Below are 225 nucleotides of genomic sequence, written 5' to 3' on the forward strand. Positions count from 1 at the left end.
TTGCGTTTTCGTTTCGCACCGATCAGTCGGAGCAGATGCGTCAGCAGTTTCGTGATCTTGTGAACAGGCTAGATGCTGAGCTTCCCTCAGACGTTCCTTTTCGCTTCGTAAGCCAGGTGCGGCGGGATGGGGCATTTCTCGAAGAACTGTCCAAACTGCCGTTGCGTCGCCCGGTTTCATTCCACGACGTCAGCGGCAACATTGATCTGTGCATGGTACAGTACG

The 225-nt window shown here is 54.2% G+C and carries 1 protein-coding gene; it reads left to right on the plus strand.

Going from position 1 to position 225, the window contains the following annotated elements:
* Positions 1-35: 35 nt before the first annotated feature.
* The coding region (locus E0702_RS20015) for a hypothetical protein (protein ID WP_240721835.1) at positions 36-225 on the plus strand (190 nt) is incomplete at its 3' end.

This window comes from Halomonas marinisediminis (genome assembly GCF_004347715.1).
Classification (GTDB): Bacteria; Pseudomonadota; Gammaproteobacteria; order Pseudomonadales; family Halomonadaceae; genus Halomonas; species Halomonas icarae.